This window comes from Kitasatospora sp. NPDC059408 (assembly GCF_042751525.1).
Classification (GTDB): Bacteria; Actinomycetota; Actinomycetes; order Streptomycetales; family Streptomycetaceae; genus Kitasatospora.
Window position 1 is genome coordinate 11,781 of record NZ_JBHYWI010000080.1, and the last position, 25,025, is coordinate 36,805.

General features: G+C 73.3%; 23 protein-coding genes. 16 read left to right on the forward strand and 7 right to left on the reverse strand.

Annotated features, from left to right (window positions below; translation table 11 throughout):
* Positions 1-69 precede the first annotated feature (69 nt).
* Entirely contained in the window at positions 70-1,542 is a 1,473-nt protein-coding gene (locus ACFXDE_RS35695) for an HtaA domain-containing protein (RefSeq protein WP_380498593.1), read from the forward strand.
* Positions 1,543-1,591: 49 nt separating this feature from the next.
* Positions 1,592-3,214: an HtaA domain-containing protein gene (locus ACFXDE_RS35700; protein ID WP_380498594.1), complete on the forward strand. Its 1,623-nt coding sequence runs from the start codon at positions 1,592-1,594 to the stop codon at positions 3,212-3,214.
* 72 nt (positions 3,215-3,286) lie between these two features.
* On the opposite strand, the gene ACFXDE_RS35705 is transcribed toward ACFXDE_RS35700, so the two are convergent.
* The gene (locus tag ACFXDE_RS35705) at positions 3,287-3,955 is read right to left on the reverse strand and encodes a heme oxygenase (biliverdin-producing) (protein WP_380498595.1); all 669 of its coding nucleotides are present in this window, start codon (positions 3,953-3,955) and stop codon (positions 3,287-3,289) included.
* 228 nt (positions 3,956-4,183) lie between these two features.
* Entirely contained in the window at positions 4,184-4,675 is a 492-nt protein-coding gene (locus ACFXDE_RS35710; protein WP_329932372.1) for an inorganic diphosphatase, read from the reverse strand.
* 76 nt (positions 4,676-4,751) lie between these two features.
* Between ACFXDE_RS35710 and dacB the strand changes: the two genes are divergently transcribed.
* From dacB to folE, 6 genes are all read left to right on the forward strand, one after another.
* Entirely contained in the window at positions 4,752-6,404 is a 1,653-nt protein-coding gene (gene dacB, locus ACFXDE_RS35715; RefSeq protein ID WP_380498596.1) for a D-alanyl-D-alanine carboxypeptidase/D-alanyl-D-alanine-endopeptidase, read from the forward strand.
* A gap of 592 nt (positions 6,405-6,996) precedes the next feature.
* A complete protein-coding gene (locus ACFXDE_RS35720; RefSeq protein WP_380441119.1) occupies positions 6,997-8,175 on the forward strand; it encodes a zinc-dependent metalloprotease in 1,179 nt (392 codons plus the stop codon).
* 273 nt (positions 8,176-8,448) lie between these two features.
* Positions 8,449-9,576 (forward strand): tRNA lysidine(34) synthetase TilS, encoded by a 1,128-nt coding sequence (tilS, locus tag ACFXDE_RS35725; protein WP_380498597.1) that lies wholly within the window; start codon positions 8,449-8,451, stop codon positions 9,574-9,576.
* Between the two features lie 70 nt (positions 9,577-9,646).
* Positions 9,647-10,201, forward strand: coding sequence for a hypoxanthine phosphoribosyltransferase (hpt, locus tag ACFXDE_RS35730; protein ID WP_030059589.1), 555 nt, complete (start codon positions 9,647-9,649; stop codon positions 10,199-10,201).
* Between the two features lie 227 nt (positions 10,202-10,428).
* Positions 10,429-12,486, forward strand: a complete 2,058-nt coding sequence (gene ftsH, locus ACFXDE_RS35735; protein WP_380498598.1) for an ATP-dependent zinc metalloprotease FtsH — start codon at positions 10,429-10,431, stop codon at positions 12,484-12,486.
* A 118-nt stretch (positions 12,487-12,604) separates the two neighbouring features.
* The gene (gene folE, locus ACFXDE_RS35740) at positions 12,605-13,210 is read left to right on the forward strand and encodes a GTP cyclohydrolase I FolE (RefSeq protein ID WP_380441113.1); all 606 of its coding nucleotides are present in this window, start codon (positions 12,605-12,607) and stop codon (positions 13,208-13,210) included.
* A 25-nt stretch (positions 13,211-13,235) separates the two neighbouring features.
* Here folE and ACFXDE_RS35745 read toward each other — a convergent pair whose 3' ends face one another.
* Positions 13,236-14,024: a ferritin-like domain-containing protein gene (locus tag ACFXDE_RS35745; RefSeq protein WP_380441112.1), complete on the reverse strand. Its 789-nt coding sequence runs from the start codon at positions 14,022-14,024 to the stop codon at positions 13,236-13,238.
* A 116-nt stretch (positions 14,025-14,140) separates the two neighbouring features.
* Entirely contained in the window at positions 14,141-15,295 is a 1,155-nt protein-coding gene (locus tag ACFXDE_RS35750) for an alpha/beta hydrolase (RefSeq protein WP_380498599.1), read from the reverse strand.
* A 374-nt stretch (positions 15,296-15,669) separates the two neighbouring features.
* Between ACFXDE_RS35750 and ACFXDE_RS35755 the strand changes: the two genes are divergently transcribed.
* From ACFXDE_RS35755 to ACFXDE_RS35785, 7 genes are all read left to right on the forward strand, one after another.
* Complete coding sequence (locus ACFXDE_RS35755) at positions 15,670-17,508, forward strand: phosphatidylglycerol lysyltransferase domain-containing protein (protein WP_380441108.1); 1,839 nt, start codon at positions 15,670-15,672, stop codon at positions 17,506-17,508.
* 162 nt (positions 17,509-17,670) lie between these two features.
* Complete coding sequence (folP, locus tag ACFXDE_RS35760; protein ID WP_380441106.1) at positions 17,671-18,543, forward strand: dihydropteroate synthase; 873 nt, start codon at positions 17,671-17,673, stop codon at positions 18,541-18,543.
* 31 nt (positions 18,544-18,574) lie between these two features.
* Positions 18,575-19,054: a nuclear transport factor 2 family protein gene (locus tag ACFXDE_RS35765; RefSeq protein WP_359967518.1), complete on the forward strand. Its 480-nt coding sequence runs from the start codon at positions 18,575-18,577 to the stop codon at positions 19,052-19,054.
* Positions 19,055-19,302: 248 nt separating this feature from the next.
* Positions 19,303-19,662, forward strand: coding sequence for a dihydroneopterin aldolase (folB, locus tag ACFXDE_RS35770; protein WP_329932371.1), 360 nt, complete (start codon positions 19,303-19,305; stop codon positions 19,660-19,662).
* Between the two features lie 40 nt (positions 19,663-19,702).
* Positions 19,703-20,299: a 2-amino-4-hydroxy-6-hydroxymethyldihydropteridine diphosphokinase gene (gene folK / locus ACFXDE_RS35775; protein ID WP_380441104.1), complete on the forward strand. Its 597-nt coding sequence runs from the start codon at positions 19,703-19,705 to the stop codon at positions 20,297-20,299.
* A 170-nt stretch (positions 20,300-20,469) separates the two neighbouring features.
* Complete coding sequence (locus ACFXDE_RS35780; RefSeq protein WP_359967523.1) at positions 20,470-20,958, forward strand: DUF3180 domain-containing protein; 489 nt, start codon at positions 20,470-20,472, stop codon at positions 20,956-20,958.
* A 122-nt stretch (positions 20,959-21,080) separates the two neighbouring features.
* Positions 21,081-22,244: a hypothetical protein gene (locus ACFXDE_RS35785; protein WP_380498600.1), complete on the forward strand. Its 1,164-nt coding sequence runs from the start codon at positions 21,081-21,083 to the stop codon at positions 22,242-22,244.
* 83 nt (positions 22,245-22,327) lie between these two features.
* Here ACFXDE_RS35785 and ACFXDE_RS35790 read toward each other — a convergent pair whose 3' ends face one another.
* Both ACFXDE_RS35790 and ACFXDE_RS35795 read right to left on the reverse strand, forming a co-directional pair.
* Positions 22,328-22,903: a TerD family protein gene (locus ACFXDE_RS35790; RefSeq protein WP_380435771.1), complete on the reverse strand. Its 576-nt coding sequence runs from the start codon at positions 22,901-22,903 to the stop codon at positions 22,328-22,330.
* Between the two features lie 124 nt (positions 22,904-23,027).
* The gene (locus ACFXDE_RS35795; protein WP_380498601.1) at positions 23,028-23,516 is read right to left on the reverse strand and encodes a hypothetical protein; all 489 of its coding nucleotides are present in this window, start codon (positions 23,514-23,516) and stop codon (positions 23,028-23,030) included.
* Positions 23,517-23,592: 76 nt separating this feature from the next.
* Here ACFXDE_RS35795 and arfB point away from each other — a divergent pair, with 76 nt between their 5' ends.
* Positions 23,593-24,024, forward strand: a complete 432-nt coding sequence (gene arfB / locus ACFXDE_RS35800; RefSeq protein WP_380498602.1) for an alternative ribosome rescue aminoacyl-tRNA hydrolase ArfB — start codon at positions 23,593-23,595, stop codon at positions 24,022-24,024.
* 113 nt (positions 24,025-24,137) lie between these two features.
* On the opposite strand, the gene ACFXDE_RS35805 is transcribed toward arfB, so the two are convergent.
* The gene (locus ACFXDE_RS35805) at positions 24,138-24,665 is read right to left on the reverse strand and encodes a flavin reductase family protein (protein ID WP_380435777.1); all 528 of its coding nucleotides are present in this window, start codon (positions 24,663-24,665) and stop codon (positions 24,138-24,140) included.
* Between the last annotated feature and the right edge of the window lie 360 nt (positions 24,666-25,025).

The following is a 25,025-nucleotide window of genomic DNA, read 5'->3' on the forward strand; positions in this document are numbered from 1 at the left end:
CCCCTCGGCTCGCCGTGCCCCCGTTCGTCCCCCGTTCGTCCATCGCTGTCGCGCCAGGAGTGATCCGCCGTGCCTCTGTCCCGCCGGCTCCGCCGTCCGGCCGCCGCCCTGCCGGCCGTCCTCGCCGCCCTGCTGGCGGTGGGCCTGTCGCCCGGGCCGGCGGCGGCCGCGGAGGGCCGGGTCTCCGGCGGGCGGCTCGACTGGGGCATCAAGCAGTCCTTCCTGACGTACGTCACCGGGCCGATCGCCAAGGGGAGTTGGGCGCTGACCGGGGGCGCGGCCACGGTCGGCGGCAGTGCCTTCCGCTTCCACTCCGCGAACGGGACCTACGACCCGGCGACCGGCGCGCTCACCGCGGCCTTCTCCGGTGGCGTCCGGTTCACCGGGCATCAGGAGAACGGCGCCGACGCGCTCGACCTGAGCCTCGGACGGGTCACCTTCCGGGCCGTCCAGGGCGGCGCGGCCGGGCTCTACGCCGACGTCAGCAGCAAGTCGCGGGAGACCGGCCAGGTGAGCGGCGCGAGCCAGGCCAAGGTCGCGGACCTGTCGCTGGCCGGGGTCGACCTGCGCGGCGCGGCCGGGACCCTGACCCTGAGCAACGTGCCGGCCACCCTGACCGACGCCGGAGCGAAGGCCTTCGCCGGCTTCTACGCCGCCGGCACGGCCCTCGATCCGGTCACCCTGTCGGTCAACCTCCCGGCTGCGCAGGCGACATCCGCGGCGCCCTCGCCGAGTGCCGCGCTGACACCGACACCGACGTCGACGCCGACCGCCGAGCCCAGCACGCTGACCGCCGAGCCCACCGCCCAGGCTCCCGCCCGCACCGGGTTCGCCGCCGGCGCCCTCGACTGGGGCGTGCGCCGAACCTTCCGCGACTACGTCACCGGCGCCATCGCCCAGGGCCGTTGGGAGCTCGGCGCCGGAGCCGCCGACGGCGGGGCGTTCTACCGCTGGAGCCCGGCCAAGGGCACGTACGACCCTGCCACCGGCGAACTCACCGCCGCCTTCACCGGCACGGTCCGCTTCACCGGCCTGCGGACGGGCGGCACGGACGGCCTCGACCTCACCCTCGCCAACCCCGGCGTCACCGTGGCCGCCGGCCGCGGGCGCCTCCTCGCCGACGTCTCCGGCCGCACGCCGGACGGTGCCGTCCAGCAGCTCACCGGCGCCGAACTGGCCGTCTTCGACCCGGCCGGCCTCACGTCCGAGGGCGGCCTGCTGAAGGCCGTCGAGCTGCCGCTCACGCTCACCGAGACGGGTGCCAAGGCCTTCGGCGGCCTCTACCCGGCCGGCACCGCGATGGACCCGCTGAGCTTCGCCGTCGCCCTCGACCCGGCCGCCGCGCTGCCCCCGCTGCCGGACCTCGGCAGCGCCCCGGCCGCCGTGCCGGGCGCCTCCGCGACCCCCTCCGCCGCACCCGTCGCCGCGTCGTCCTCCCCCGATGGCGTCCCGGTGGCGGCCGTGGCCGGCGGGGCGGCGCTGGTGGCTGCGCTCGCGGCGACCGGCGGTGTGCTCCTGCGACGCCGTCGCCGGGCTTCCTGACAACCACTCCTCCGACCTCCCCCCGTCCCCCCGAACGGAGTTCACCACCATGTCCCGCAACCGCACCCGACTGGCGGCCCTCGCCGCCGTCACCACCGGCCTCGGGCTGACCGCCCTCGGCGCCCCCGCGCTCGCCTTCGGCGCGGGCGGGCCGGGCAGCGTCACGTACGACTCCGGCGCGCTGGACTGGGGCGTGAAGAGCAGCTTCCGCGCCTACGTCACCGGCCCGGCCTCCCAGGGCGGCGCGATCGAGCTGACCGGCGGCGCGACCGCCAACGCCGACGGGAGCTTCCACTTCGGCTTCGGAAGCGCCGCGTACGACCTGACGACGCACGCGCTGAGCTCGTCCTTCACCGGAGGCGTCCGCTTCACCGCGCACCACGGCGCGCTGGACATCGCGCTGAGCGACCTGCGGATCACCACCTCGGGGACGACCGGCACGCTCACCGCCGACACCGCCTCCAAGGAGTCGATGGGGGCCACCGAGATCACCCGGCGGGAGGACGTGCCGCTGGTGACGTTCACCGTCGGGCGCGACACCACCAGCGGCTCCCCGGCGGCGGCGAAGCTGACCGAGCAGGGCGCCAAGGCGTTCGCGGGCTTCTACCCGGCGGGGACGGAGATGGACCCGCTGTCGCTGCTGCTGAAGCAGGCCCCGGCCAAGCCGTCCCCGACCGCCACCGGCTCGCCGTCCGCGACCGCGACCGCCTCGCCCACCGGGCAGCCCACCGCCTCGCCGTCGGCCACGTCCACGCCGAGCGGGACGGCCTCCCCGACCGCCACCGGCTCGCCGTCCGCGACGCGGTCGCCGAGTGCCACCGGCTCCCCGTCCGCGAGCGCCACCGCCACGCCGACCAGCACCGGCACGCCGACCAGCACCGGCACGCCCGCCGCCGGGCGGCTGCCGGTCGTGAACGGGACCCTCGACTGGACGGTCAAGGACAGCTTCCGGAAGTACCTCGCGAGCCCGACGGCGGCCGGCAAGGTCGAGTTCGGCGGCGGCGCGTCCGACTACCGCTTCGGCGGTGCGACCGGCGGCTACAACACGGCCGACCACATGCTCGCCGCCGGCTTCACGGGCTCCGTCCGCTTCCTCGCCCACCCCGGCAAGGACGGCTACGCGCTCGACACCACGCTCGCCAAGCTCGGCCTGGCGATCGACCGCGACGGCGCCTTCCTGACCGCCGACGTGAACGGCAAGTCCCAGGACGGCAAGCCGACTTCGCTGACCGGCGCCCGGATCGCCAGGCTCGACGTGCCCAAGTCCGCCCTGACGCCGGTCAACGGCGTGGTGACGCTGTCCGCCGTTCCGGCGACGCTCACCGCCGAGGGCGTGCCGGTGTTCGCCAACTACCCGGAGGGGACGGCCCTGGACCCGGTCAGCGCCACGCTGGCCTTCGACGGGAACGCCCAGCTCCCGACCGCCCGGCCGGCCAGCGTGACCACCGGCTCCGGCACCGACTCGGCCGCCGGCGGCCAGGGTTCGGGCACGGGCGCGGCCGGCGGCGCCTCGCTGACGACCTCCGGCCTCGGCGGCCCGGGCGGCGGCGTGCTCGCCGCGACCGGCTCCGGCACCCCGGTGGCCCCGCTGCTGGCCACCGCCGCCGGTCTCCTGCTCGTCGGCGGCGGCGCCACCGCCTTCGTCCGCGGCCGACGGACCGCGCAGTCCTGACGCACCCTCGGGACGCGCGAAGGCCCCGGCGGGCGACTCCCGCCGGGGCCTTCCGGTCGAGCCGGGGCCCGGTTACGACGCGAGCGGGTAGCGCGCGTCCAGGTCGTGGAAGATCGCGCCGTTGAGGACGAAGGCGCGCTTGCACTCCTCGACCACCCGGCGGCGCTCCATCTCGTCCATCGCCAGCCCGGCCGCGTCCAGCTTGGCCCGGTACTCGCGCTTGAAGGCCGCCGGGTTCTCGACCTCCTCGAAGACGTAGAACCGGACGCCGTCGCCCTTGCGCTCGAAGCCCCAGGTCTTCTCCGCCACGCCGCGGATGATCTGCCCGCCGGAGAGGTCGCCCAGGTAGCGGGTGTAGTGGTGCGCGAGGTACCCGGCCGGCCACTCGGCGGCCAGCTCCTCCACCCGCGCCACGTAGGCGGCGGTGGCCGGCAGCGGCTCCAGCCCGTCCCGCCACCGCGGCCCGCGCAGGTGCGCCAGGTCGCGCTCGATGGCGGCGGTGCGCAGCAGCGCCCGGTCGATGAACGGGCCGGCCAGCGGGTGCTGCGCGAGCTGCTCCGCGCGGCCCTCCAGCGACCGGTAGACGAACCAGAGCTGGCCGGTGAGGTCCGCGTAGGCCTCGACCCCGAGCCGCCCGCCGAGCAGGTGGCTCATGAACGACGACTGCTCCGCGGCCTCGTGCTCCTCGCTGCTGGCGGTGCGGAGCACGGTGGAGAACGGGACGGGCTCGGGCGTGGGCATGCGGCCTCCAGGGATCGGAATCGGGCCCGGCAGTTTTGGTTAGCCTAACCTAAGCGGACATCTTGCCGACAGTCCGTCGGTAAACAACGATGCGTCAGGGCCCCGGACACGGCAAGGGCCGGGGCCCGCGGAAGACTCTCCGCGAACCCCGGCCCCGGGCTGTCCCGACCTACCTCGACCTATCTCGAACTACCTCGAACCGGTCTCGATCGAGATCGGAACGACGGCTCAGTGGCCGCCCTGGTCCGCCAGGCGCTTGATCGAAGCGGTGACCTCGGCCTCGGCCTCGGCGCGGCCGACCCAGTTGGCGCCCTCGACGGACTTGCCGGGCTCCAGGTCCTTGTAGACCTCGAAGAAGTGCTGGATCTCCAGACGGTCGAACTCCGACACGTGGTGGATGTCCCGCAGGTGCTCCCAGCGCGGGTCGGTCGCCGGGACGCACAGCAGCTTGTCGTCGCCGCCGGCCTCGTCGGTCATCTGGAACATGCCGATCGCGCGGCACTTGATCAGGCAGCCGGGGAAGGTCGGCTCGTCCAGGATCACCAGCGCGTCCAGCGGGTCGCCGTCCTCGCCGAGCGTGCCCTCCACGTAGCCGTAGTCGGCCGGGTAGCGGGTCGAGGTGAAGAGCATCCGGTCGAGCCGCAGACGGCCGGTCTCGTGGTCGACCTCGTACTTGTTACGAGAGCCCTTCGGGATTTCGATAAGGACGTCGAACTCCAACGGTTCCTCCAAGGTAGGGACTGACAGAATCCAAGTGTCTCCTACGGGAGCGAGTGCTCGGGAAAGGGGCCGGTCGGTGGGAGCAGGGGTCGGGGCGGGGCGCCGCCGCAGGGGGACGGCCGCGGGACTGTTCGGGGTGGCGCTGCTGGTCACCGGGACGGTGCTGGCCTCGGGCGGCGGTGCCTACGCGCAGCCGTCCCCGACGCCGGGCGGGCACAGCGCCGGGCACGGCGACGGCGGCCGCGGCCAGGGCGGACAAGGGGGCCAGGGCGGTCAGGGCAACCAGGACGACCAAGGCGACCAGGGGCAGGGCGACCAGGGCAGGAACGGCCACGGCAAGGGCAAGCGCTCCGGCGACCCCGGCAGCCAGGGCACGGCCGCCCCGGCCACCAAGGGCGGCACCCCCGCCCCGGGCGGCAGCGCGTCCCCGCTCGCCCGCCCGGCCCCGGCGCCGGGCGCCGTCCTGGCCGCCGTCGAGGCGGGCCGGGACAAGACCGCGCAGCCCACCGCCCAGGGCCTCCAGCAGGCGCTCGCCGTCGCCCTCGGCGACCGCAGCCTCGGCACGGTCACCGTCGCCGTCGGGGACGCCGCCGACGGCAGACTCCTGTACGGCTCCGGCGAGAACACCCCGGCGACGCCGGCCTCCACCACCAAGCTCGCCACCACGGTCGCGGCCCTCTCGCTGATCCCCGGCGACACCCGGCTCACCACCCGGGTGGTCAAGGGGGCCGACCCCGGCGCGATCACCCTCGTGGGCGGCGGCGACCCGACGCTCACCGTGCTGCCCGCCGACCAGGTGCAGATCGCCGGCCGGCCCGCGGACGCCGACACCGCCCCCGCCTCGCTCGACGCGCTCGCCCGGCAGACCGCCGCCGCCCTGAAGGAGACCGGGACGACGACGGTCCGGCTGGACTACGACCTGTCGATGTACACGGGCAGCCCGCGGCACGAGAACTACGACGCGGAGAACATCCCGCTCGTCGTTCCGCTGATGGTCGACGAGGGCAAGGCCGACCCGAAGAGCCGCGAGGACGCGCCGGCCCGCGTCGCCGACCCGGCCTTCGCGGCCGCCGACGCCTTCGCGGCCCTGCTCAAGGCCCAGGGCATCACCGTCGACGGCAAGGCCAAGCCCGCCGCGGCCCCGGCCGCCGCCACCGCCCCCGTCCTCGGCCGGGTCGACTCGCCGACGATCGCCCGCCTGGTCGAACGGCTCCTGACCACCTCGGACAACACCATCGCCGAGGCGATCGCCCGCCAGGCGGCCATCGCCGCCCACCAGCCCGCCAGCTTCGAGGGCGCCGCGACCGCGGTGAAGCAGGAGCTCGGCCGGCTCGGTGTGACGACGACGAACGTGACCCTCAACGACGGCAGCGGCCTGCACCGCGGCAACGCGATCCCGCCGGCCGTCCTGGTCCAGCTCCTCACCCTGGCCGCCTCCGACCAGCACCCCACCCTGCGTCCGGTCCTCACCGGCCTCCCGATCGCCGGCTTCACCGGCACCCTCGGCAAGCGCTACGGCGCCGGCTCGGGCGCCGCCGACGCGGCCGGCCTGATCCACGCCAAGACCGGCACCCTGAGCGGCGTCAACACCCTCGCCGGGACGGTCGTCGACGCCGACGGCCGCCTCCTCGCCTTCGCCGTCATGGCCCGCACCGACGCCGACGCCGACGCCGCGCGCGCCGCCCTCGACCGCGTGGCCGCCCGCCTCACCGCCTGCGGCTGCCACTGACCGCCCTGCGGACGTGGGCGGCGCGCCCCGCCTGGCCGCGATAGGCCGCCCGGCAGCGGGGCTCGTGGGGTGGCAGCACGGAGTCGGCGGTCGGCCTCCGGTGCCGCACATGTCGATCGGTGGCCGCTGTGCCGAGGACGGTGCCCTCGTCGGCCCGTGCCCGCCAGCCGGCGCGGGCTCATCCGCTGCTGGTGCCGCGCATGTCGATCGGTGGCCGCTGTGCCGAGGACGGTGCCCTCGTCGGCCCGTGCCCACCAACCGCCGGCGAGCGCCTGTGGCGCCAGCGGCGTCGGCGGTCGCCGCTCGTGCGGCGCACCTCGGGCGTCCCCTCGGCGGCCCCAAGGCGGGCGAACGCGTCGGCCGAAACGCCGGCCTGCCTGCCGGCCGAGTGCGGTCCGCCTCGCCAGGGGCGCTCGGGCCATGCCCCCGTCGCTCCTGGGCCCCGCCCGCGCCCTCCGATCGTTGCGCGCCGGGCCGTTCGGTCGGCTCCGGAGGGGCCGGGGCGGATGTGGTTGGGGGGTGACGGGATGGGGCAGGGCGTGGGTGGGGCCGGTGGCTGCCCCGGGCGGGGCGGAGCACGTACGGTGAGGGCATGACGAGCGCGAGTGGCGGATCTGACATGGTCGACTGGAATCTCGCGGTCGCTACCGCGACCCGGCTGGTGCGGCCGGGGCCGGAGGTGAGCCGTGCGGAGGCGGCGGCCGTGGTCGCCGAGCTGCGCCGGCACGCCCTGGCGGCCGAGGAGCACGTGCGGGCGTTCACCGGGATGCGTTCGACGAGCCTGGCGGACGCCGTCGCGACGCCCGTGCTCGTGGTGGACCGCCCCGGGTGGGTGCGGGCCAACGTGGCGGGGTTCCGTACGGTCGTCCAGCCGCTGGTGGAGAAGCTCCAGGCCCGCCGGGCGAACGGCCCGGCCGCGGGCGTGCTCGGTTCGGTCGGGGAGAAGGCCACCGGCATCGAGGTCGGCGCGCTGCTGGCGTTCCTGGCGACCAGGGTGCTCGGCCAGTACGAGACCTTCGCCCCCGCGGAGCCCTCGCTGGAGGCGCCGGACAGCCCGGCCGCCCTGTTCGACAAGCCGCGCCTCGGCCCGGACGGGCCCGGCCCGGGCCGGCTGCTGCTGGTCGCGCCGAACATCGTGCACGTCGAGCGGGAGCTGGACGTCGACCCGTCCGACTTCCGGCTCTGGGTGTGCCTGCACGAGGAGACCCACCGCACGCAGTTCACGGCGGTGCCCTGGCTGCGCGACCACATCCAGTCCGAGGTGCAGTCCTTCCTGACCGAGACGGACGTCGACCCGGGCGCCCTGCTGGACCGCCTGCGCGACGCGGCCGGCGCGCTGGGCGGCGGCCTGTCGGGCGTCGGCGGCCGCGAGCCCGCCGGGGCGTCCACCGGGTTGCTGGAGGTCGTGCAGACGCCCGCGCAGCGCGAGATCCTGGGCCGGCTGACGGCGGTCATGTCGCTGCTGGAGGGCCACGCGGACGTGGTGATGGACGGGGTCGGCCCGTCGGTGGTGCCGACGGTCGCGGAGATCCGGGAGAAGTTCCAGCAGCGCCGGGACCGCGGCGCGAACCGGCTGGACCTGCTCCTGCGCCGGCTGCTCGGGATGGACGCCAAGCTGCGCCAGTACCAGGACGGCGCGGTGTTCGTCCGGGGCGTCGTGGAGCAGGTCGGGATGGAGGGGTTCAACCGGGTCTGGACGTCCCCGAACACCCTCCCGACCAAGGAGGAGATCCACGACCCGGCCGCCTGGGTCGCCCGCGTCGCCCGCTGACGGGGCAGCAGCGGACCGCCGCCGGTCGGCGGCGGTCAACCGGGTTTCAAACCCGTTCGTACGAGTGGTCCAATCGGGCAGACCGAGGGAGAAGATACGTTTCTCCATTCACCCGAACGTGGGACGGTGGTCGTACCGGTGGCGCGGGTGGCGTAGCGGGTCGCTCCTTTCTGCCACCATCTGTGAGCGCCCGGTAACAGGGTGCTCACATGTGCGCGGTCCCCGCCGCGCCCACCGCCGTCCTGTCCCCCCTCCGTCGAGGAGTCGTCCGCCGTGGGCCCACACCCCGCCGTCGCCGCGATACGCCTGGCCGTCCGCCGCACGCTCACCGACCTCGCCGCCGAGGCCGGTTCCACCTTCACCGCACCCGCCCGCGAGGCCCGCGAGCGCGCGGCCGACGCGCCGCTGGTCGGTGCCGCCGTCGGCACCACGCTGATCGGCAACGCCGCCCGCCACCCGTCCGGGCTGCCCCGCACCCCGGCCGCCCCCGGCTCGCCGCTCGTCCTGGTCGCCGTCAGCGGCGGCGCGGACTCCATGGCGCTCGCCATCGCCGCCGCCTTCGAGGCCCCCAAGATCGGTCTGCGGGTCGGCGCCGTCACCGTCGACCACGGCCTCCAGGAGGGCTCCGACGAGCGCGCCGCCCAGGTGGCCGAGCGGCTGCGTTCGCTGGGCCTGGACCCGGTCGAGGCGATCCCGGTCCGGGTGGGCCGCGGCGGCGGCCCGGAGGCGGCCGCCCGGGACGCCCGCTACGCCGCCCTGGACGAGGCCGCCGAGCGCAACGGCGCGATCGCGGTGCTGCTCGGCCACACCCGCGACGACCAGGCCGAGACCGTCCTGCTGGGCCTGGCCCGCGGCTCCGGCGCCCGTTCGCTGGCCGGGATGCCCGCCCAGAAGGGCCGTTACCGCCGCCCGCTGCTGGAGCTGGACCGGGCCGCCACCCGGCAGGCCTGCTCCGCCCAGGCGATCCCGGTCTGGGACGACCCGCACAACTGCGACCCCGCCTACACCCGCTCCCGGGTGCGCCACGAGGTGCTGCCGGTGCTGGAGAAGCACCTGGGCGGCGGCGTGGTCGAGGCCCTGGCCCGCACCGCCCGGCTGTTCCGCGACGACGCCGACGCGCTCGACCAGTGGGCGGCCCTGGCCGAGCGGGACCTCCGGACCGGCGAAGGCACCCTGGACGCCGCCAAACTGGCCGAGCTGCCGTCCGCCGTCCGTCGCCGGGTGCTGCGCCGGGCGGCGCTCCGGGCCGGCTGCCCGGCCGGCGACCTGTTCGCCCGTCACCTGGAAACCGTCGACCTGCTGGTCACCGGATGGCGGGGTCAGGGACCGCTGCACCTACCCGGGGGCGTCGAGGCCACCCGCCGGTGTGGCACGCTGGTCTTTCGGCGGCAGGGCGACTGACGGGCGGGCATGCCCCGGGGGAGCCGGCCGCCGGCCACACAGACCCCGAACGTTTGAGGACGTATCCCCGGTGGACCAGAACGACATGGGCGCTGACCTCGCGAAGGTGCTCATCAGCAAGGACGAGATCGACGCCAAGCTCCTGGAGCTGGCGGAGCGCATCGACCGGGACTACGCAGGCAAGGACCTGCTGATCGTCGGCGTCCTCAAGGGGGCCGTGATGGTCATGGCCGACCTCGCCCGTGCCCTGCACTCGCAGGTCACCATGGACTGGATGGCCGTGTCGTCCTACGGCATGGGTACCAAGTCCTCCGGCGTGGTGCGGATCCTCAAGGACCTCGACACCGACATCGCCGGCCGGGACGTCCTGATCGTCGAGGACATCATCGACTCCGGTCTGACGCTGTCCTGGCTGCTGGGCAACCTGGGCTCGCGCGGTCCGGCCTCGCTGGAGGTCTGCACCCTGCTGCGCAAGCCGGACGCGGCCAAGGTCGAGATCGACGTCAAGTACGTCGGGTTCGACATCCCCAACGAGTTCGTGGTCGGCTACGGCCTGGACTACGCGGAGAAGCTGCGCAACCTGCCGTTCATCGGCACCCTCGCCCCGCACGTCTACGGCGGCTGAGGGCCCCGTTCGGGTTACGGGCGGGAACAGTACGTTGTTCCCGCCCGTTGACCGGGGGGACAAAGAACCACAACCGTGTCGCCGTGCTCCCGCCATGGGCGGGTCCGACTGCGGTACGGTCCAATAAACCGCTCTTCACATGAGCACCGATTCCGGATGCGCCGCGGCCCACAGCCCCCCGGCGCCGCTGAGTGGCAGGAGGGACGGGGCGGCAACGCCCCGCATGGATGGACGTCAAGCGATACTTCCGTGCGCCGATCATGTGGATCGTGCTGGCCGTCCTCGCCGTCATCGTTTTGATGCAGGTCGTTTCGGACTCGAACGGCTACAAGACGGTGGACACCGGTCAGGTCGTCGCAGCGATCGACGCGAAGCAGGTCAAGTCGGCGCAGATCACCACCGGTGACTCGAACACGATCAAGATCCAGCTGAAGGACGGCGCCACGCTGTCCAACGCCGGTACGGGCAAGACCCCGTCCGGCAGCAAGTTCCAGGCCTCGTACATCGGCGACCAGGGTGTCGCGATCGCCGACAAGCTCCAGGCCCAGATCAACGACAACGACCCGAACACGCTCGCCGAGGGCTACACCATCAGCCCGGAGAAGCAGAGCACCTTCGTCAGCCTGCTGCTGTCGATGCTGCCGATCGTGATCATCGTCCTGGTCTTCCTGTTCCTGATGAACCAGATGCAGGGCGGCGGCTCCCGGGTCATGCAGTTCGGCAAGTCCAAGGCCAAGCTGCTCACCAAGGACACCCCCAAGACCACCTTCTCCGACGTCGCCGGCGCGGACGAGGCGGTCGAGGAGCTCCACGAGATCAAGGAGTTCCTGCAGGAGCCGGCCAAGTTCCAGGCCGTCGGCGCCAAGATCCCCAAGGGCGTGCTGCTCTACGGCCCGCCCGGCACCGGCAAGACCCTGCTGGCGCGAGCCGTCGCGGGCGAGGCCGGGGTGCCGTTCTACTCCATCTCCGGTTCGGACTTCGTCGAGATGTTCGTCGGTGTCGGCGCCAGCCGCGTCCGCGACCTCTTCGAGCAGGCCAAGGCGAACGCCCCGGCGATCGTCTTCGTCGACGAGATCGACGCCGTCGGCCGGCACCGCGGCGCGGGCCTCGGCGGCGGTCACGACGAGCGCGAGCAGACCCTCAACCAGCTGCTGGTCGAGATGGACGGCTTCGACGTCAAGGGCGGCGTGATCCTGATCGCCGCGACCAACCGCCCCGACATCCTGGACCCGGCGCTGCTGCGCCCGGGCCGCTTCGACCGCCAGATCGCGGTGGAGCGCCCCGACCTCCAGGGCCGCCTGGACATCCTCAAGGTGCACCAGAAGGGCAAGCCGATCGCGCCCGACGTCGACCTGTCGGCCGTCGCCAAGCGCACCCCCGGCTTCACCGGCGCGGACCTGTCGAACGTCCTCAACGAGGCCGCTCTGCTGACCGCCCGCTCGGACAAGAAGCTGATCGACAACGGCATCCTGGACGAGGCGATCGACCGCGTCGTGGCCGGTCCGCAGAAGCGCACGCGGATCATGTCCGACAAGGAGAAGAAGATCACCGCGTACCACGAGGGCGGCCACGCCCTGGTCGCGGCGGCCTGCCAGTACAGCGACCCGGTCCACAAGATCACCATCCTGTCCCGCGGCCGGGCCCTCGGCTACACGATGGTGTTGCCGGACGAGGACAAGTACTCCACCACCCGCAACGAGATGCTCGACCAGCTGGCCTACATGCTGGGCGGCCGCGCGGCGGAGGAGCTGGTCTTCCACGACCCGACCACCGGTGCCTCGAACGACATCGAGAAGGCCACCGCGACGGCCCGGGCCATGGTCACCCAGTACGGCATGACCGAGCGCCTCGGCGCGATCAAGTTCGGCAGCGACAACTCGGAGCCCTTCCTGGGCCGCGAGATGGGCCACCAGCGCGACTACTCGGAAGAGGTCGCCGGGCTGGTCGACGAAGAGGTCAAGAAGCTCATCGAGAGCGCGCACAACGAGGCCTGGGAGATCCTGGTCGAGAACCGCGACGTGCTCGACAACCTGGTCCTGGAGCTCCTGGAGAAGGAGACCCTGAACAAGGAGCAGATCGCCGAGATCTTCGCCCCGATCGTCAAGCGTCCGACCCGGCCGGCCTGGACGGGTTCCTCCCGCCGCACGCCGTCCACCCGGCCGCCGGTGCAGTCGCCCAAGGAGCTGGCGCTCACCAACGGCGCCGCCGCCTCGGCCGACACCGCTCCGGTCGACATCGTGAAGCTCCCGCCGCTGCCGACCGCCGAGCCGCCCGCGGAGGGCTGATCCGGCGCTCCCGGCGGAGCCCGGGACGGAATGGATGCCGCGTCACCAGGGTTTGTACCCTGGAGGCGCGGCATCCGTGCTGTTCGCCCCGACGTTCCCCCTAGTAAGCGAGGCCCGCATGATCGACCCGGTGACTCTCGACGGTCCGGCCACCGTCGGGACCTTCGACCAGAAGCGGGCCGAGAACGCCGTGCGCGAGCTCCTGCTCGCCGTGGGGGAGGACCCGGACCGCGAGGGCCTGCTGGAGACGCCGGCCCGCGTCGCGCGCGCCTACAAGGAGATATTCGCGGGCCTGTGGCAGGAGCCCGAGGACGTCCTGACGACGACCTTCGACCTCGGCCACGACGAGATGGTGCTCGTGAAGGACATCGAGCTGACGTCCGTCTGCGAGCACCACCTGGTGCCGTTCCGCGGGGTGGCGCACGTCGGGTACATCCCGTCCACCAGCGGCAAGATCACCGGCCTGTCCAAGCTGGCCCGGCTGGTCGACGTCTACGCCCGCCGTCCGCAGGTGCAGGAGCGGCTGACCAGCCAGGTCGCCGACGCGCTGATGCGGATCCTGGAGCCCCGGGGTGCCATCGTGGTCGTCGAGTGCGAGCACATGTGCATGTCGATGCGCGGCATCCGCAAGCCGGGCGCCAAGACCATCACGTCCTGCGTCCGCGGGCAGCTGCGCGACCCGGCCACCCGGGCCGAGGCGATGAGCCTGATCATCGGGCGCTAGGGGCTGCCAGGGCCCCTGGGGGCGCTCAGAGCGCCTCGTGCTCGGCGTGCGGGGGTGCCGGGGTGCCCAGGGCGTTGCGGCGCTCGGGCATCCGCAGCCGCACCATCCGCCGCCAGCCGATCGCGCGGTCGTACAGGTAGAGGGCGCGCACCCCGAGAGTGACGACCGCCAGCTGCCAGCGCGGCCAGCCCAGGATCCGGGCCATCCGGGCGGTCACGGCGAGGCCGACGTCCCGGTGGGTGCGGATCTCGCCGCGGGCGCAGGTCTCCAGGACGTGCCGGATGTACGGGCCGTACCCCTCGGCCCGCAGCCGCAGCAGCTCCTCGTGGCAGTACGCGAGGTGGTTGTCCTCGTCGGCGGAGATCATCCGCATCGCGCGGCCGAGGTCGGGGTTGTCCCCGTACACCTTGACCAGCTGGCGCATCTGCTCGGCCGCGCGCTGCTCGGTGACCCGGCTGTGCGCGAGGTAGGTGATGATCTCGCGGTCGGACAGCGGGAGGTCGCTGTTCAGCCGTTCGTGGGACAGGCCGACGCCTTTGGCCTCCAGCAGCATGCAGTAGTCGGCGTCGGCCGGGACGGCGACCTTGGGCAGGCCGCGCTTGCTCAGCAGCTGGGTGAAGATCCGGCCGTGCTTGCGCTCGTCGGCGCCATGCCGGGCGACCTTCGGGGCGAGGACCGGGTCCCGGGTGAGCGTGGTGATCCGCTCGTTCTCCCAGCCGCCCTGGTCCTCGCCGCCGGCCGCGATGCTGCAGAACAGCTGGTAGGCCTCGTCGTTGCGGTAGATCTCGTTGAAGAGCGAGCGGGTGCTCAGCACGGCGCCTCCTGCGCGGATCCGGACGGCGCCCTCCGGGGGCCGGACGGGCGGTCGCGATACGTTCCCCCGGGGTCGCCGGCCGGGTGGCCCGACCGGCGGGTAATCACCCGCGCGCGTCACCCGAGGTGCGAGCCCATCCACTCCAGCGAGGCCGGCAGTTCCCGGATCCAGCTGTCCCAGTTGTGGCCGCCGTCGTCCAGGTACAGCGACTCGGCCTTGAACTGCGGGTTGCTCGCGGCGGTCTGCTGGGCCTGTTCGACGAACTGGACGGTCTGCGGGTAGTCGGCCTCCTTGCGGGTGGAGACCACCAGGAGGTTGAGGGGCGGGGCCGGGAGGTTCTGCAGCCGCCAGCCGAGGTCGCTCTGCTGGGCGAGGCCCTTGTCGCCGTTGAAGAGGTTGCCGCCGGTGAACTGGTCCTCGCGCACGGTGAAGTCCCCGTGCAGGCCGACCGCGCTGCCGTAGACGTTGGGGAAGCGCATCGCAAGCCGCATCGCGCAGCTGCCGCCGGTCGAGTAGCCGAAGACGCCCCAGGAGCCCGCCGAGCGGCCGATCCGGTAGGTGGAGCCCAGCGCCTCCGGGAGGTCCTTGACGAACCAGGTCTCGGTGCGCGGGCCGCCGGGGACGTCCACGCACTCGGTGTCGCGCGGCGGGGCGACCGTCGGGCGGGCCAGGACGACGATGGTCGGCGGCATCTTGCCGTTCTTCTGGAGGTCCGCCGCGGTCTGGACGACCGGCAGCTCCTTCAGCATGTTCAGCGTGGTGCCGGGGAAGCCGGCGATGCCCACCATGACCGGGAAGCGGACCAGCGCGAACTTCGGGTCGAAGTACTCGGGGGGCAGGTAGACGAACATCTGGTCGGAGTAGCCCGTCTCCTTGCCGCTGACCCGGACCGACTCGATCCTGCCGACCTCCTCGGGGGCGCCCTTGGGCAGGTTCGGGACCGACTCCAGGCCGCCCTCGTTGGTGGGCTGGACCAGCGCGTCCGAGACCGGGGTGCCGCCCTTGTGGTTCTCGTTGCTGGTCAGGACCAGCTTGGCACCGCCGGGGCTGAGCAGGTCGTCCCAGGACGTGTAGAACCCGAAGGAGTTGTTCACCGACAGCGCCAGCACGGCCAGCACCGAGGCCTGGGTGACCGTCAGCAGGCCGATCCGGCCGAGGACCGGCAGCGGGCGCTGCCGGGCGAGCCGGGGCCAGATCCAGAGTGTGGTGAGGAGAGCCGCAGCGCCGAGTGCGAGCAGCGAGTCCACCAGCGCGTCGCTGGTCAGTTCCATGCCGTCGGCCTTCCGATGGGACCCTGTCGGTGCACGCCTCATCGTCTGGCGATCCGTCAGCTGCGGCCACCGCGACTAGGCTGTCCGGAGGCCGGGGCCGTCCGGGAGGCCGGGGACGAGCGGGGGGCAACCGGCGCCCTAGAATGCGGCGTCCACCGTACGTAACGCGTCCCGGAGGTCCTCGTCGCACCGCGCGACGGCGGCCCCGGCTCCCACCCCCGGCTCGATCGCAGCGCGCCGCGGCACCGGTTTACCGTCCGTTTCCGGTTCCTTTGTGCGCGTATGGCCTGATGAAGGAAAAGGCATGAAGGTCCATCACACGTGCTCCCCCGGAGTGACAGGACAGCCCCACGCAGCCTCTACGCTGAGCTCCCATGAGTGTTCCCGTGTCCGATGAGCCGAGCCCCGAGCAGCCGCGCCGCCGCCGCGGTCTGCAGACGCTGCGCAACCAGGCCGCTGCCGTCCCGAGGGCCTGGCTGCCCGGTGCGGTCGGCTACGCCTGTCTGCTGATCGGGCTGGTGGACATCGCCAGTGCGGTGTTCCCCAAGCTCCGGCACACCAAGATGCACACCGTCGCCGGACAGCTGCCGGGTGGGACCACCTCCCTGGCCGCGGTCGGCACGCTGATGATCGGCCTCCTGCTGGTGCTGCTCGCGCACGCGCTGCGCCGGCGCAAGCGCCGGGCCTGGCGTGCGGTCTGCGTCCTGCTGCCGGTCGGTGCCGCGCTGCACATCGTGCGCTGGCACCAGATCGGCCCGGCCGTCGTCTCCCTGGTCGTCTTCGCCGTGATGCTCGTGCACCGTCGCGAGTTCTACGCCAAGGCCGACCCGCGCACCCGCTGGCGCGCGCTGGTCAACCTGATCGTCATGGGCACCGTCAGCGTCCTGCTCGGCCTCATGATCGTCAGCGTCCGGACCCGCTACGAGCTCGGCCACCCCGGCCTCTACGAGCGGCTGGAGCACGTCGCCTACGGCCTCTTCGGCTTCGAGGGCCCGATCCGCTACAACAACGAGCGGATGTCCGACCTGGTCGCCTACCTGCTCGGCGGGCTCGGCCTGCTGACCGCCTTCACCACCGCCTACCTGGCGCTGCGCCCGGGCAAGCCGAAGCCCGAGCTCACCCCGGAGGACGAGGAGAAGGTCCGCGGCCTGCTCGACCGGCACGGCGAGCGCGACTCGCTCGGCTACTTCGCGCTGCGCCGCGACAAGAGCGTGCTGTTCTCGCCCACCGGCAAGGCCGCCATCTCCTACCGGGTGGTCTCCGGCGTGATGCTCGCCTCCGGCGACCCGGTCGGCGACGTCGAGGCCTGGCCCGGCGCGATCAAGGTCTTCATGGCCGAGGCCCGCGAGCACGCCTGGGTGCCGGCCGTCATGGGCTGCAGCGAGGTCGGCGGCGAGGTCTGGACCCGCGAGGCGGGCCTGGACGCGCTGGAGCTGGGCGACGAGGCCATCGTCGACACCGCCGCGTTCTCGCTCTCCGGCCGCGCCATGCGCAACGTCCGCCAGATGGTCAAGCGGATCGAGCGCAACGGCTACTCCTGCAAGGTGCGCCGCGTCCGCGACCTCACCCTCGACGAGAAGTTCCGGATCGCCGACGCCGCCGCCCGCTGGCGCGGCACCGACACCGAGCGCGGGTTCTCCATGGCCCTCGGCCGCTTCGGCGACCCGCTCGACGACGACTGCGTCGTGGTCACCGCCCACAAGGCGCCCGAGGAGGGCGAGGCCGGGGACGACCTCAAGGCCGTGCTGCACTTCGTGCCCTGGGGCCCGGACGGCATCTCGCTGGAGCTGATGCGCCGCGACCGCGCCGCCGACCCCGGCCTGAACGAGCTGCTGATCGTCGCCGCCCTGCAGGCCGTGCCCGACCTGGGCGTGCGCCGGGTGTCGCTGAACTTCGCGATGTTCCGCTCGGCGCTGGCCCGCGGCGAGCGGATCGGCGCCGGACCGGTGCTGCGGGCCTGGCGCGGCCTGCTGGTCTTCCTGTCGCGCTGGTTCCAGATCGAGTCGCTGTACAAGTTCAACGCCAAGTTCCAGCCCGAGTGGGAGCCGCGCTTCCTGGTGTTCCCGAGCACCCGGGACCTGCCGCGGATCGGCTTCGCCGCGATGCAGGCCGAGGCCTTCATCACCCTCGGCATGCCGCGCTTCGGCCGCAAGCGCCAGCGCGAGGGCCTGATGCCGGACTCCGTCGCCCGCGAGGTCACCGAGGCCGCCTGAGGCACCGGGCCCGATCCGGGCACCGCAGGACCCAGTGGGCCCCCGCCGAGAATCCTCGGCGGGGGCCCCGTTCGATAATGGGCGCATGAGCGAGCGCAGCGAGCGAATCATTGGAGGGCGCGCGTGGGCGAATGCCCTCGCCGAGCGAAGCGAGGCGGGCGCATGAGCGATACGCCGTCCTTCTCCGTTCCGGCCGGACTGCCGCGGCTCGGCCGCTGCGCCGTGATGGGCGTGGTCAACGTCACGCCCGACTCCTTCTCGGACGGCGGGCTGTGGCACGACCCGGCCCGCGCGATCGCGCACGGGCTCGCGCTCCGGGCCCGCGGCGCGGACCTGGTGGACGTCGGCGGCGAGTCCACCCGGCCCGGCTCCCAGCGGGTGACCGAGGAGGAGGAGCTCGCCCGGGTGCTGCCCGTCGTGCGCGAGCTGGCCGACGCCGGGGTCGTGGTCTCCATCGACACCATGCGCGCCTCCGTCGCCGAGCGGGCGGTGGCGGCCGGTGCCGCGATCGTCAACGACGTCTCCGGCGGGCTGGCCGACCCGGCCATGGCGCACGTCGTCGCCGAGACCGGCGTGCCGTTCGTGGTGATGCACTGGCGCGGGCAGTCCGCCGACATGGACCGGCTGGCCGTGTACGGCGACGTCGTCGGGGACGTCGTCGCCGAGCTGACCGCCCGGGTGGACGCGCTGGCGGCGGCCGGCGTCAAGGAGGAGCAGCTGATCCTCGACCCGGGGCTGGGCTTCGCCAAGACCCCCGAGCACAACTGGGCGCTGCTCGGGCGGCTGGACGCGCTCACCGCGCTCGGCCGTCCCGTCCTCGTCGCCGCATCGCGCAAGCGGTTCCTGGGTACGCTGCTCGCCGACCCGGAAACCGGGGAGCTGCGCCCGGCCAGGGAGCGCGACGACGCGACCGCTGCGGTGTCGGTGCTCTCGGCCCGGGCCGGGGCCTGGGCGGTGCGGGTGCACGACGTGTCCGGCACGGCGGATGCCGTCCGGGTGGTCGCGGCCTGGCAGCGCGCGGCCCGGTTGGGGTAGGACGGGAGGGTCTGTGGCAGGTGACGGCAGGTTGAGCGGGGCCGCGGCGGGACGGGCGCGAGAGGCGGACGTGGAGGCCGTGCTCGCGGCGAACCAGGCGCTCTACGAGGCGCTGGAGCGCGGGGACCTGGAGGCGGTCGAGGACGCCTGGCTGGGCGCCGCGGACGCCGACGACAAGGGCGGCGTGGTGTGCGTGCACCCGGGCTGGCCGGTGCTGCGCGGCCGGGCCCAGGTGACCCGGTCGTACATGCTGATCATGATGAACACCGAGTACATCCAGTTCTTCCTGACCGACGTCGAGGCCGAGGTGCACGGCGATGTGGCCCTTGTCACGTGCACCGAGAACATCCTCTCCGGCGGGGAGGCCGAGGAGGAGGGCGAACTCGGTCCGCTGGTCGGCGGAAAGGTCGTCTCGACGAATCTCTTCCGGCGCACCCCGGCCGGGTGGAAGCTCTGGTCGCACCACGGTTCACCCGTGCTGACCAGCGGAGACGAGGACGACGAGGACTGACCGGGCGAGCCGGGGAAAACCGCCGCCGAAGCGTCGCCCGGGAATTTCGAATCGGTCACCGAACGTTCACGTCAATCGCCGGATCGGCGTGCGTGGCGACGGTTCGTGCCGGGTAGGACGGTCAGACGTTGTCCGTGCCCGCGGGTAGATTCGAAACGGAGTGGCGGGCCTGCCGCCCGCCTTCGCCCTGCTCGTCCGTGCCTTTTCCTCGGGCGGGGCCCGTCCGACTGGGAGCAGTGATTCGTTTGCTGGACCGCGTCACCCTGCGGGGTCTGCGAGCCCGGGGCCACCACGGCGTCTTCGAGCGCGAGCGCGTCGAGGGGCAGACCTTCGTGGTCGACCTCGTCCTGTACCTGGACACCCGCCCGGCCGCGTCCGGCGACGACCTGACCCGCACGGCGCACTACGGGATCGTGGCCGAGGAGGTCACCGCGATCATCGCCGGGGAGCCGGTCGACCTGATCGAGACCCTGGCGCAGCGCATCGCCGACCAGTGCCTCAAGCACGACGCGGTCGAGGAGGTCGAGGTGACCGTCCACAAGCCGGACGCCCCGATCACCGTGCCGTTCGACGACGTGACCGTGACCATCCACCGGACGCGCGCATGACCGCAGCCGTGCGCCCGGTACCCGATGCAGAGGAATCTCGATGAACAGCGACCCGACCACCTCGCCGAGCACGTTCGACCTGGAGAGCCGGGTGGACTCCGCCGACACGACCCTGCACAGCCAGCGCTGCGCGGTGGTCGCCCTCGGCAGCAACCTGGGCAACCGCCTGGACACCCTGCAGGGTGCCGTGGACGCCCTCGCCGACACCCCCGGGCTGAGGATCAAGGCCGTCTCCGCGGTCTACGAGACGGAGGCCGTCGGCGGGCCGGACGAGCAGCCCAACTACTACAACGCGGTCGTCGTGCTGCGCACCTCGCTGCCGCCGCGCGACCTGCTGGAGCGCGGCAACGCGATCGAGGACGCCTTCGGGCGGGTGCGCACCGTCCGCTGGGGCGCGCGCACCCTGGACGTCGACATCCTGGCGTACGAGGGCGTCGTCAGCGACGACCCGCAGCTGCTGCTGCCGCACCCGCGTTCGCACGAGCGGGCCTTCGTGCTGGCGCCGTGGCTGGACGCCCAGCCGGACGCCGAGGTGCCCGGGTACGGGCAGGTCTCCGTGCTGCTGGAGAAGCTCGGCGGCCCGGACGCGCAGGGCGTGCGCCGGCGGGACGACATCCGCCTGACGCTGCCGGAGTAGCGGTTCGGCGGCCCGGTGGTCGGGGAACTCGGGTGGGGGCCCGGCCGTCCGAGTAGGTGTCCGCCGTCCGTGCGGGTGTCCGCCCGGCCGGGCCCGGTACGGTGGCCTGGCGCCGCCGCTCCGGGCTCCCGGGCGGCCGTCTCTGGTACCCCGGGAAGGACCTCCTCCGCGTGAAGCTGCTTCGCCTCCGCCTGCTGATCGGCATCACCGCCGCCACGACGGCGCTGTCCTGGGCCGGTGCCAAGCTGTGGGCCTCCCTGGACACCCTGCCGGCCGTGCCGGCGGCGGCGCCGGTGGTGCTGGCCGCGGTGGCGGTGATCCTCCTGGCGACCACGATCTCGCTGCGGGGCCGGCTGAAGGCGGTGCGGGAGCGGCAGCCCGGCGCGAAGCGGGTCGATCCGCTGCTCGCGGCCCGGGCCGTGGTGCTCGGGCAGGCCAGCGCGCTCGTGTCGGCGGTGGTCACCGGGATCTACGCGGGGGCGGGCATCTACCTGCTCGGCGAGCTGGACGTGCCGGCGCGCAAGGACCAGGCCGTGACGGCCGGCCTCGCGGTGCTCGCGGGCGCCGCGGTGATCGCGACGGCGCTCTGGCTCCAGCACGTGTGCAAGCTGCCGGAGAACCACGACGATCCGGGTGGCCCGGCGGCCTCGCACCGCTGAGCTGGGCAGTTGTCGTGATCTTGAGTGAAGTGCCGGGCACGTGCGGTAAATCTTGCACAGTGTCAAGGGTCAAAGCGGACCCTGGGCTGACACGGCCCCAATTCGCACGCTAGTTTCTTGGCATGTCTCGCGGACGCCACCGTCATTCCTCCGTCCTCGGCCGGGTCTTCCCCCCCACCGCAGCCGGCGTGCTCCTCGTCGCAGCTCTGGCCGCTCTGGTTTTCAGTCAGGACACCATCCTGGTCCGCTCGGTGGGTGTCGCGGCGGTGTCCGCGACGCTCGGCTTCGCGGTCCTGCTGAAGCAGCGCGACAGGGCGGCCCGGGCCGCGGCCGAGACGTCCGTCGCGCAGCGGCTGCGGGCCGAGGAGCGCTTCGAGGAGCAGCTCGCCGAGGCCGAGTACGCGGCGGAGGTCGCGGAGGAGCGGGCCACCCGGTTCGGGCGGCGGCTGACCGCGGAGAAGTCGCGCCTGGCGAAGGCCGAGACCGAGATCGCCCGTCTGCTGCGCGAGCGGGCCGTGCTGGTCGCCGAGCAGGCGCTCAAGGAGGCCGAGGCGGCGCAGCGGGCGCTGGCCGCGAGCCGTCCGAAGTACCCGGCCAGCCCGGCCGCGTTCGTCCGTGCCGGTGCCGTGCTGCGGCTGCTGGAGCGGCGCGCGCGGGCCCAGGAGGAGCGGCGCGAGCGGTCGGCGGGCGCGGAGGTCGCGCTGCGGGCGCGGACGGCTCCCGTCGCGCCGGCGCGGGCCGCGCAGGCTCCGGTGCCCCCGAAGCAGGTTGCCGCCGTGCCCGTCTCCGCGGTGCCGGCCCCGGTGGCCCCGTCCGTCCCGACGCCGGAGTCGGCTCCGCGGCAGGCTCCGGCGCCGACTCCGGTGAAGGCGGCTCCGGTGCGGCCGGTGCTGACCGCCACGGTGGGCCAGCTGGGCGGTGCGCCGGCCGCGCCCGCGGCTCCGGCCGAGCGGCAGCGTCCGCGCCCGGGGCAGTCCGGGCAGGCGCGCGGACAGGGCTTCAGCTTCTTCGGGCGCAGTCCGGGTGCCGCGGTGCGGGCGGCGGCCCCGGCTCCGGCGGTCGGCAGTGTCGCCGAGCTGAACGAGCGGACGGACCTGGCGGACGTGGTGGGCGACGAGGCGGTGGCCGAGAAGGCGCTGGCCGAGGCGCAGGAGGCGCAGGGGGCCCGCGGGGCCCGGGACGCCGGGGGTGCCGCGCCGGAGCAGGGCGAGCCGACCGTCGTCGACCTGACACCGGAGGAGGAGACGGAGCTGATCCAGCTCCCGGAGCTGCGCGCCTCGCGCTGACGCCCCGCGAACGCGACCGCGGCGCGGAACGTCGGACCGACCGACGTTCCGCGCCGCGGCGTTTCGGGCCCGGGGCCCGGGCGTCAGATCTGGACGCCGAAGTCCTGGGCGATGCCGGCCAGGCCGGAGGCGTAGCCCTGGCCGACGGCGCGGAACTTCCACTCGCCGTTGTTGCGGTAGAGCTCGCCGAAGATCATCGCGGTCTCGGTCGCGGCGTCCTCGGAGAGGTCGTACCGGGCGAGCTCGGCGCCGCCGGCGGCGTTCACCACGCGGATGTAGGCGTTGCGGACCTGGCCGAAGTTCTGGCTGCGGGCGACGCCGTCGTAGATGGTGACCGGGAAGGTGATCCGGGCGGCCTCGGCGGGCAGGGCGGCCAGGTCGACGTTGATCGACTCGTCGTCGCCCACGCCCTCGCCGGTGCGGTTGTCACCGGTGTGCACGACGGAGCCGTCCGGCGTGCTGGTGTTGTTGAAGAACACGAAATGACCGTTGGACAGCACCTTGCCGTCCGCGTTCAGGACGATGGCGCTGGCGTCGAGGTCGAATTCGGCGCCGGTCGTGGTGCGGACGTCCCAGCCCAGGCCGACCGAGACCGCGGACAGGCCCGGGGCCTCCTTGGTCAGCGAGACGTTTCCGCCCTTGGAGAGGCTCACTGGCATGGTGATCGCTGTCCCTTCGTTCGCTTTTCCCGGGACAACGCAATCGTCCGGTGGATTGGTTCCACCGGGGATCCTCCCTTTCGCGCGGGCGCCAATTTCTGGCAAAGCGCGGGCAATGTACGGGTCAGATCCGGCGGAACCTGCCTTGGAGCGACCAGATGTTGGGGTTGTCGGCCAGGTCGGGGTGCATGTCGAACAGGTCGGCGAGGGTGTCCTGGAGGAAGTCCCGTGCTTCGCGGCGCAGCTCGGCGTGGCGCACCACCGCGGGCGGCTCGTCGGGCAGCCAGGTGGCGCTGACCTCGACCCAGTTGAAGCGGCGGGCGAAGCGCAGCAGCTCGGTGTTCTGGGTGAAGTCGAGGTCGGCGGTCTGGACGCGGGCGGCCCGGCCGCCGGCCGGGTCGCGGTCCAGCTCCTCGGCGATGTCGCACAGCGCCCACGCGAAGTCGAGCACCGGGACCCAGCCCCAGGCGGTGGAGAGCTCCGCGCCCTCGGCGTCCAGGTACACGTCGCCGCAGAAGAGGTCGTACCGCAGGGCGTGCACGGAGGCGGTGCGGTAGTCGGTCTGCGGGGGGTCGGGGAAGCGGTTGGAGAGGGAGTAGCCGAGCTCGATCACACCGCCATTGTCGGGGCTCGGGGTGCGTGCCGGATAACCGGGTGACCGGGCGGGCCGGGCGCGGGATGATGGGCGCATGCCCGAGCCCATCCGCGTACGGGGGTCGGTGGTCGTCCCCGACGCCGAGCTCGTCTGGCGCTTCTCCCGTTCCTCCGGCCCCGGTGGCCAGCACGTCAACACCTCCGACAGCAAGGTCGAGCTGCGCTACGACGTGGCCGCATCGAAGGCGCTGCCCGAGGTGTGGCGCGAGCGCGCCCTGGAGCGGCTGGCGGGCCGGCTGGTGGACGGCCGGGTGCTGGTGGTCCAGGCCTCGGAGTTCCGCTCGCAGTGGCGCAACCGCGAGGCGGCCGCGGTCCGGCTGGCCGCGGTGCTGACCGAGGCCTGCGCGCCGCCGCCGAAGACCCGCCGGGCGACGAGGCCGAGCCGCGGGATGGTCGAGCGGCGGCTGGACAACAAGCGGCACCGCTCCGAGCTGAAGGAGGGGCGGCGCTCGCCGCGCTCCGAGTAGTCGCCCGCCGAGTAGTCGCCCGCCGCGCTCCGAGTAGTCGCCCGCCGAGTAGGCGCCCGCCGGTCCGTCGGCGCGGTGGCCCGGTCGAGCGCGCCGTGTGCCGGCGGGGTGGCTCAGCCGAGCGTGCGGTAGCCGCCGCGGAAGTAGAGCAGGGGCCGGCCGCCGGGGTCCGGGACGACGGCCTCCAGGACGCGCCCGAGCAGCAGCGTGTGGTCGCCCGCGGGTATCCGCTGTTCGGTGCGGCACTCGACGGTGGCCAGCGCGCCCTCGATCAGCGGGGCGCCGGTGGCCGGGCCGCGGTGGTGCGGGGTGTCGGCGAACAGCAGCCGGTCGCTGAGCCGGCCCTTCATGGCGAAGCGGGAGCCGGTCGTCTTCTGGGCCTCGGTGAGCACCGAGACCGCCCAGGTGTCCACGCGGGCGAGCACCTCGTCCATCCGGGAGTCCTCGCGGACCGAGATCAGCACCAGCGGCGGCTCCAGCGACACGGAGAGGAAGGACGTGGCGGTCATGCCGATGTCCTCGCCGTCCTCGGGGTCGTGGACGGTCACCAGGCTCACGCCGGCGGCGAGCTGGGAGAGTGCGGCCCGGAACTCGTCGGGCGTGGCGTGGGCGGCAGCTTCGGGCTGCGGGGACGGGTACACGTACCGCACGGTAGCTGGCGGTCGCGGGTCGCGACATCGGGCCGTGGTCGTAGGACCAGCGGCGCAGGGGTGACGGCCGGGACCGGTGCCCTCACTCACCCCCAGGGGTGAAGCAGGGGGCCTGCCGGGCGACAGGCGGCTTCAGCGCGCGGGCAATGCGGTCGACCACGAGAAATGTTCCGATAGCGCTTTATGTCCCGCTATGGGACGGATGAGCTGATTAAGGGTGCATTAGTGTCGTGTGATTTAAGTCACAAGTGGTGGCCTATTGCTGACCGAGCGTGCCGAACGCTGTGCTCCCTGTGATTCAGTTCTTCTGGCAATCGGACGATAACCAATCAAGAACTATCCGAAGCAGCC